We start from the raw sequence: 7,463 nt of genomic DNA, 5'->3' as shown, positions 1-7,463 counted from the left end.
TAATACGCCCCAGGCGGGGGGGCGGTTGGTCCCCCCCCCCCCCCTCGCGCTTTTCCGAATTCAAAAAGCGACCGTATTTCCGCCGGGGGATCGTGCGGAAATCGGAAAGAGGTCGAGACGGATCGAGAGGGCCGAGGGAATTCGCGCGAGGGTGACGGCGAGAGCGAGGAGGGCCGGGGGGAAGGCCGTGAAATTCAAGGAGTGCCAGGGGAATGAATCATGGGTGATGAAGGGAGCGGGGGCGTGGAACTCGCGCACGAGGGGACCCCGGCCGTCTCGGCCCGTACCGCCTTTCGCCGTTTCTGGCCGCTGACCGGCGGGCTGCGCCGCCCGTTGCTGATCGTCTGGCTGTGCACGGTGCTCGCCGCGCTCGCCGAGACCGAGGCGATCCTGCTCTTCGCCGACCTCACCGACCACGCCCTGGAGAAGGGCTCCCTCGACGCGTTCTGGAGTCCGGCCACCCAGTGGCTGGGCGTGGCCGTCGCGGGCGCGATCGTCGCGTACGCCGGCAACTCCCTGGCGGCCTGGGCGACCGAGCGCTTCGTGATGCGGCTGCGCGAGCACGTCTTCGACCACGTCCAGCGGCTGCCCCCGCACTTCTTCCAGCGCCACCGCCAGGGCGATCTGCTCTCCCGGCTGACCGGCGACGTCGAGGCGATCGAGACGCTGGTCGTGTCCGGGCTGGTCGGCGCCGCCTCGGCCGCCTTCAGCGCGCTCTTCTACGCGGCCGCCGCCTTCTGGCTGCGCTGGGACCTGGCCGCCGCCACCTTCGTCCTCGCCCCGCTGTTCTGGCTGGCGGCCCGCCGCTTCTCCGGCTCCATCAAGGACGTCTCCCGCGCGGGACGGGTCGCCGACGGCGCGATCACCTCCGTCGTCGAGGAGTCCCTCGGCAACATCGTGCTGACGCAGGCCTACGACCGCCGCGACGCCGAACGCCGCCGGCTGGGCGAGGAGGCGAGGGCCTGGTTCCGGGCCTCGGTCCGTTCGGCCCGCCTGAACGAGGCGTACGAACAGCTCGTCCAGGTCATCGAGACCGTGTGCGTCCTCGCCGTGATCGGCATCGGCGCCTGGGAGATCTCCACCGGACGGATGACCCTCGGACAGCTCCTCGCCTTCTCCGCCTTCCTCGGCTACCTCTACCCGCCGGTGCGCGGCCTCGCCCAGCTCGGCCTCACGGTCGCGGCGGCTACGGCGGGCGCGGAGCGGCTCATCGAGATCCTCGACGCCCGGCCGTCGGTCACCGACCCCCCGCACGGCACGGAGACCGGCCGCCCCGACGGCACGGTGGAGGTCCGGGACGTGGTGTTCGGCTACCCCGGCGCCGAGAGCACCGCGCTCAGGGGCCTCTCCTTCACGGTCGCCCCGGGCGAGCTCGTGATCGTCACCGGCCCGAGCGGCGCGGGCAAGTCCACGGTGTCCAGGCTCCTGCTGCGCTTCTACGACCCCGACGCGGGCGAGGTGCTCCTGGACGGCGTGCCGCTGCGGGACTTCCCGCTGGCCCGGCTGCGCGAGTACGTCACCCTGCTCCCGCAGGAGACCCTCGTCCTGCACGACACGGTTCGCGCGAACATCGCCTGCGGCCGCCCCGGCGCCAGCGAGCGGGCGATCGTCGAGGCGGCTAGGGCGGCCGACGCCCACGACTTCGTCGAGCGGCTGCCCGACGGCTACGACACCAGGATCGACCCCGGCTCGGCCCGGCTGTCCGGCGGCCAGCTCCAGCGCCTCGCCATCGCCCGGGCGATCCTGCGCGACGCCCCGGTCCTGGTCCTGGACGAGCCGACGACCGGCCTGGACGCGAGTGCCGCGCGCCGGGTGGTCGAGCCGCTGCGCCGGCTGATGGCGGGCCGTACGACCATCATGATCACCCACGACCTCAACCTCGCCCCCGACGCCGACCGCATCCTCGTGGTCGACCGGGGCCGGATCGTCGAGTCCGGCCGCCACGGCGAACTCCTGGCCCGGGGCGGGGCGTACGCCCGGCTGCACCGCTCGCAGAACAGCACGACGCCGGACGCGCACGCTCCCGGGTACGCGCACGCCTCCGGGCACGCGCACCTGCCCGGCCACGCGCATACTCCCGGATACGGATACGGATACGGATACGGATACACGCCTGGCTACGCGGGGCAGGGCGCCGACGGGTCCGCCGGGCATCCCGATCTCAGCATCCAGGACAGCTACATAAGCGGTTCACACTCCTGACCGAGTCCACTACCCTGGACTCGGTAGTGCACCGTGATGAACAGCCGACCCGAGCCAGCCCCCAGGACCGCCCGTGAGCACCCCCAGCGCCACCACCTCGTCGTCCGCGCCCGCCGCCGGGACGGACCACGTCCCCGTGTCCGCGGGCGGCGCACCCGGCCGGCTCGGTTCCCTCGGACCCGTCGGGCTCGTGCTGGCCGGGGGCATCTCGGTCCAGTTCGGCGGCGCCCTCGCGGTGACCCTCATGCCGCGGGCGGGCGCGCTCGGCGTGGTGACGCTGCGCCTGTTCGCCGCCGCGGTGATCCTGCTCGTGGTCTGCCGCCCCCGACTGCGCGGTCACTCGCGCGCCGACTGGGGGACGGTCGCCGTGTTCGGCATCGCCATGGGCGCGATGAACGGCCTCTTCTACGAGTCGGTGGCCCGCATCCCCCTCGGCGCCGCCGTCACCCTGGAGGTCCTCGGCCCGCTGGCCCTGTCGGTGCTGGCCTCCCGCCGCGCGGTCAACGCCGTCTGGGCGGGCCTGGCCCTGTGCGGGGTCTTCCTGCTGGGCGGCGGAGGATTCGGGGACCTCGACCCGGTGGGCGCGGCCTTCGCGCTCGGGGCGGGCGCGATGTGGGCGGCGTACATCGTCTTCAGCGCCCGTACGGGCCGCCGCTTCCCGCAGGCCGACGGCCTGGCGCTGGCCATGGCGGTGGCCGCGGTGCTGTTCCTGCCGCTGGGCATCGCCGAGTCCGGCACCCGGCTGCTCGACCCGGTCACGGTGGCCCTCGGCTCGGCGGTGGCGGTCCTCTCCTCGGTCCTCCCGTACACGCTCGAACTCCTCGCCCTGCGCCGTCTGCCCGCCTCCACCTTCGCGGTCCTCATGAGCCTGGAACCCGCCATCGCCGCCACGGCGGGCTTCCTCATCCTCGACCAGTCCCTGTCCGCCACCCAGGCGGCCGCGATAGCCCTGGTCATCGGCGCGAGCATGGGCGCGGTCCGCACCCAGGTGGGCCGGGGCAAGGCGACCCTCCCGCCGGTCGACGCTCCCTGACGCTCCCCGCGGCACACGGCGAGGCCGGCCTCCCCATCGCGTCCCCCGACACCCCCCCACGGCGTGTCCGGGGACGCTTTTCTTTCCCCGGGACCACCATGGGAAGAAATTGATGCAAGCACGCTTGATTGTTTCTGGGGCCGCTGACATGCTCCCCCCATGTCCGATCCGACGCCCGTGTTCGACGATCTGCGTGACGAAAGCGAAGAACTCGACCGGCTCGTGGCCGGGTCGAGCCCGCACCAGTGGGCGCTCCCGACGCCCGCGCCCCACTGGACCGTCGCCCATCAGATCGCCCATCTCGCCTGGACCGACCACTCCGCCCTGCTGTCCGTCACGGACGCCGGCGCCTTCAACGGCCTCGTCGAGAAGGCCCTCCAGGCACCCGCGACCTTCGTGGACGACGGGGCCGACGAGGGAGCCCGGCTCCCGTCCGCCGAACTCCTGGAGCGATGGCGCACGGGACGCGCCGCGCTGGACCGCGCCCTGCGCGCGTCCGTGCCCGGCACCCGCTTCCCCTGGTACGGGCCGCCCATGTCCGGTGCCTCCATGGCCACCGGCCGGCTCATGGAGACCTGGGCCCACGGCCAGGACATCGCCGACGCCCTGGGTGTGGTCCGTACCCCCACCGACCGTCTCCGGCATGTGGTCCGCATCGGTGTGCGCACCCGGGACTTCGCCTTCGGGGCGCACGGTCTCACCGCGCCCGCCGAGGAGTTCCGGGTGGAGATCCTCGCCCCCTCCGGCGACCTGTGGACCTACGGCCCCGAGGACGCACCCCAGCGCGTCACCGCCCCCGCGCTCGACTTCTGTCTGCTGGTCACCCAGCGGGCGAACCGCGCCGACGTCGCCGTGACCGCCGAGGGGCCGGACGCCGACCGCTGGCTCGACATCGCCCAGGCCTTCGCGGGCCCGCCCGGCGACGGACGCCCGCCGAAGCAGGAGGACGCGGAGTGACGCTGCGCATCGGCAACGCCTCCGGCTTCTACGGCGACCGCTTCGACGCGATGCGCGAGATGCTCACCGGCGGCGAGCTGGACGTCCTCACCGGCGACTACCTCGCCGAGCTGACCATGCTGATCCTCGGCCGGGACCGGCTGAAGGACCCCGCCGCCGGATACGCCCGCACCTTCCTGCGCCAGCTGGAGGACTGCCTGGGCCTCGCGCACGAGCGGTCCGTGAAGATCGTGACGAACGCCGGCGGCCTCAACCCGGCCGGGCTCGCGGACGCGGTGCGGACCCTGGCCGGCCGGCTCGGCATCCCGGTGCGCGTCGCCCACGTCGAGGGCGACGACCTCACCCCCTCCCACCCGGGCAGCCTCGCCGCGCACGCCTACCTCGGCGGCTTCGGCATCGCGGAGTGCCTGCTGGCGGGCGCCGACATCGTGGTCACCGGCCGCGTGACGGACGCGGCCCTGGTCACCGGGCCCGCCGCCGCCCACTTCGGCTGGCGGCCCACCGACCTCGACCGGCTCGCCGGAGCCGTCGTCGCCGGGCACGTGCTGGAGTGCGGCACCCAGGCCACCGGCGGCAACTACTCCTTCTTCGGCGAGGGCGACATCCGCCGGCCCGGCTTCCCGCTCGCGGAGATCCACGAGGACGGCACCTGTGTCGTCACCAAGCACCCCGGCACCGGCGGGTTCGTCGACGTCGGCACGGTCACCGCGCAGCTGCTGTACGAGACCGGGGGCGCCCGGTACGCGGGACCCGACGTCACCGCCCGCCTGGACACCGTACGGCTGAGCCAGGACGGCCCCGACCGGGTGCGGATCGAGGGCGTGCGCGGCGAGGCCCCGCCCCCCACCCTCAAGGTCGGCCTGAACAAGCTCGGCGGCTTCCGCAACGAGGTCACCTTCGTCCTGACCGGACTCGACATCGAGGCCAAGGCGGCGCTGGTGCGTGAGCAGATGGGCGAAGCGCTCGCCAAGTCGCCGCCCGCCGAGGCGCGGTGGGAACTGGTGCGCACCGACCGGCCCGACGCGGACACCGAGGAGACGGCGAGCGCCCTGCTGCGGCTCGTCGTCCGCGACCCCGACCAGGCCGCCGTGGGCCGCGCGCTCAGCGGAGCCGCCATCGAGCTCGCGCTCGCCAGCTACCCCGGCTTCCATGTGGTGGCGCCACCCGGGAAGGGCGCGCCCTATGGGGTCTTCGAGGACGTGTACGTCCCCCAGGACGCCGTCGAGCAGGTGGCGGTCCTCCCCGACGGGAGCCGCCTCTCGGTGCTCCCGGCCCAGGAAACGCTCCCGCTGGAGACACTCGAAGAGCCCTCCCCGCCCGAGCCGTTGCCCGCGGGCCCCACCCGCCGTGCGCCCCTCGGCCTGGTCGCGGGCGCCCGCAGCGGCGACAAGGGCGGCAACGCGAACGTCGGCCTCTGGGTCCGCACCGACGAGGCGTGGCGCTGGCTCGCCCACGAGCTGACCGCCGACCGCTTCCGGGAACTGATCCCGGAGAGCGACGGACTGACCGTCGTGCGGCACCTGCTGCCCCGCCTCCGCGCCGTGAACTTCACGGTCGAGGGGATCCTCGGCGAAGGCGTCGCCTCCCAGGCCCGCTTCGACCCGCAGGCCAAGGCCCTCGGCGAATGGCTCCGCTCCCGTCACCTGGAAATTCCGGAGGTCCTCCTATGACGGTCCTTTCGTCCGCCCTGGACGTGGGCGGCCAGGACTACCGGGCGAACCGCGAGGCCATGCTCGCCAAGCTCGCCGGCCTGGACACCGAACACGCCAAGGCCCTCGCGGGCGGCGGCGAGAAGTACGTCGAGCGGCACCGGAAGCGTGGCAAGCTGCTCGCCCGCGAGCGCATCGAGCTGCTCCTCGACCCGGACACCCCGTTCCTGGAGCTGTCCCCGCTGGCGGCCTGGGGCAGCGACTACACCGTCGGCGCCTCCCTGGTCACCGGCATCGGCGTGGTCGAGGGCGTCGAGTGCCTGATCACCGCCAACGACCCGACCGTGCGCGGCGGCGCCAGCAACCCGTGGAGCCTGAAGAAGGCGCTGCGGGCCAACGACATCGCCCTCGCCAACCGGCTGCCCTGCATCAGCCTGGTCGAGTCCGGGGGCGCCGATCTGCCCTCCCAGAAGGAGATCTTCATCCCCGGGGGCGCGATCTTCCGCGACCTCACCCGGCTGTCGGCCGCCGGGATCCCCACCGTGGCCGTGGTCTTCGGCAACTCCACCGCCGGAGGCGCGTACGTCCCCGGCATGTCCGACCACGTGATCATGGTCAAGGAGAAGGCGAAGGTCTTCCTCGGCGGACCGCCGCTGGTGAAGATGGCCACGGGCGAGGAGAGCGACGACGAGTCGCTCGGCGGCGCGGAGATGCACGCGCGCGTCTCGGGCCTCGCCGACTACTTCGCCGTCGACGAGCGGGACGCCCTGCGCCAGGCCCGCCGCGTCGTCGCCCGGCTCAACCACCGCAAGGCGTACGGCGATCCGGCCCCGGCCGAGCCGCCCAAGTACGACGAGGACGAGCTCCTCGGCATCGTCCCGGGGGACCTGCGACACCCCTTCGACCCGCGCGAGGTGATCGCCCGGATCGTCGACGGCTCGGACTTCGACGAGTTCAAGCCGCTCTACGGGACCAGCCTGACCACCGGCTGGGCGAGCCTGCACGGCTACCCGGTCGGCATCCTCGCCAACGCCCAGGGCGTGCTGTTCAGCGCCGAGTCGCAGAAGGCCGCCCAGTTCATCCAGCTCGCCAACCAGCGCGACATCCCGCTGCTCTTCCTGCACAACACCACCGGCTACATGGTCGGCAAGGAGTACGAGCAGGGCGGCATCATCAAGCACGGCGCCATGATGATCAACGCGGTGAGCAACTCGAAGGTGCCCCACCTCTCCGTGCTGATGGGCGCCTCCTACGGGGCCGGGCACTACGGCATGTGCGGGCGGGCCTACGACCCCCGGTTCCTGTTCGCCTGGCCCAGCGCCAAATCGGCGGTGATGGGACCGCAGCAGCTCGCGGGCGTCCTGTCGATCGTCGCCCGGCAGTCGGCCGCCGCGAAGGGCCACCCCTACGACGACGACGCCGACGCGGCGCTGCGCGCCATGGTGGAGCAGCAGATCGAGTCCGAGTCGCTGCCGATGTTCCTGTCCGGGCGGCTGTACGACGACGGGGTCATCGACCCGCGCGACACCCGTACCGTCCTCGGCCTGTGCCTGTCCGCGATCCGCACGGCGCCCTTCGAGGGCGCGCGCGGTGGCTTCGGCGTCTTCCGGATGTGAGGGATC

5 protein-coding genes are annotated in these 7,463 nt (G+C 73.1%); all 5 read left to right on the top strand.

Annotated features, from left to right (window positions below):
* The first annotated feature begins 219 nt into the window (after nucleotides 1–219).
* The 5 genes from ACFWI4_RS14820 to ACFWI4_RS14800 all read left to right on the top strand — a co-directional run bounded on the left by ACFWI4_RS14820 (nucleotide 220) and on the right by ACFWI4_RS14800 (nucleotide 7,457).
* Entirely contained in the window at nucleotides 220–2,202 is a 1,983-nt protein-coding gene (locus ACFWI4_RS14820) for an ABC transporter ATP-binding protein (protein ID WP_387195378.1), read from the top strand.
* Between the two features lie 73 nt (nucleotides 2,203–2,275).
* On the top strand, nucleotides 2,276–3,235 hold the full coding sequence (locus ACFWI4_RS14815; protein WP_387195375.1) for a DMT family transporter: 960 nt from the start codon (nucleotides 2,276–2,278) through the stop codon (nucleotides 3,233–3,235).
* Nucleotides 3,236–3,394: 159 nt separating this feature from the next.
* Nucleotides 3,395–4,192, top strand: a complete 798-nt coding sequence (locus tag ACFWI4_RS14810) for a TIGR03084 family metal-binding protein (protein WP_387195372.1) — start codon at nucleotides 3,395–3,397, stop codon at nucleotides 4,190–4,192.
* Nucleotides 4,189–5,862: an acyclic terpene utilization AtuA family protein gene (locus ACFWI4_RS14805; RefSeq protein WP_387195369.1), complete on the top strand. Its 1,674-nt coding sequence runs from the start codon at nucleotides 4,189–4,191 to the stop codon at nucleotides 5,860–5,862. The genes ACFWI4_RS14810 and ACFWI4_RS14805 overlap by 4 nt, the downstream gene beginning before the upstream one ends.
* Complete coding sequence (locus tag ACFWI4_RS14800) at nucleotides 5,859–7,457, top strand: acyl-CoA carboxylase subunit beta (RefSeq protein WP_387195366.1); 1,599 nt, start codon at nucleotides 5,859–5,861, stop codon at nucleotides 7,455–7,457. Before ACFWI4_RS14805 ends, ACFWI4_RS14800 begins: the two co-directional genes overlap by 4 nt.
* The last annotated feature ends 6 nt before the right edge of the window (nucleotides 7,458–7,463 follow it).

Source organism: Streptomyces sp. NPDC127038 (assembly GCF_042725875.1).
Taxonomy (GTDB): domain Bacteria; phylum Actinomycetota; class Actinomycetes; order Streptomycetales; family Streptomycetaceae; genus Streptomyces.
The sequence above is the reverse complement of the archived record's forward strand: the minus strand, read 5'-3'. Positions and strand labels throughout refer to the sequence as shown.

Bases quoted from the DNA above. Each gene is read 5' to 3' on its own strand.
- ACFWI4_RS14800 (WP_387195366.1), top strand. From the start codon at position 5,859: ATGACGGTCCTTTCGTCCGCCCTGGACGTGGGCGGCCAGGACTACCGG.
- ACFWI4_RS14820 (WP_387195378.1), top strand. From the start codon at position 220: ATGGGTGATGAAGGGAGCGGGGGCGTGGAACTCGCGCACGAGGGGACC.
- ACFWI4_RS14810 (WP_387195372.1), top strand. From the start codon at position 3,395: ATGTCCGATCCGACGCCCGTGTTCGACGATCTGCGTGACGAAAGCGAA.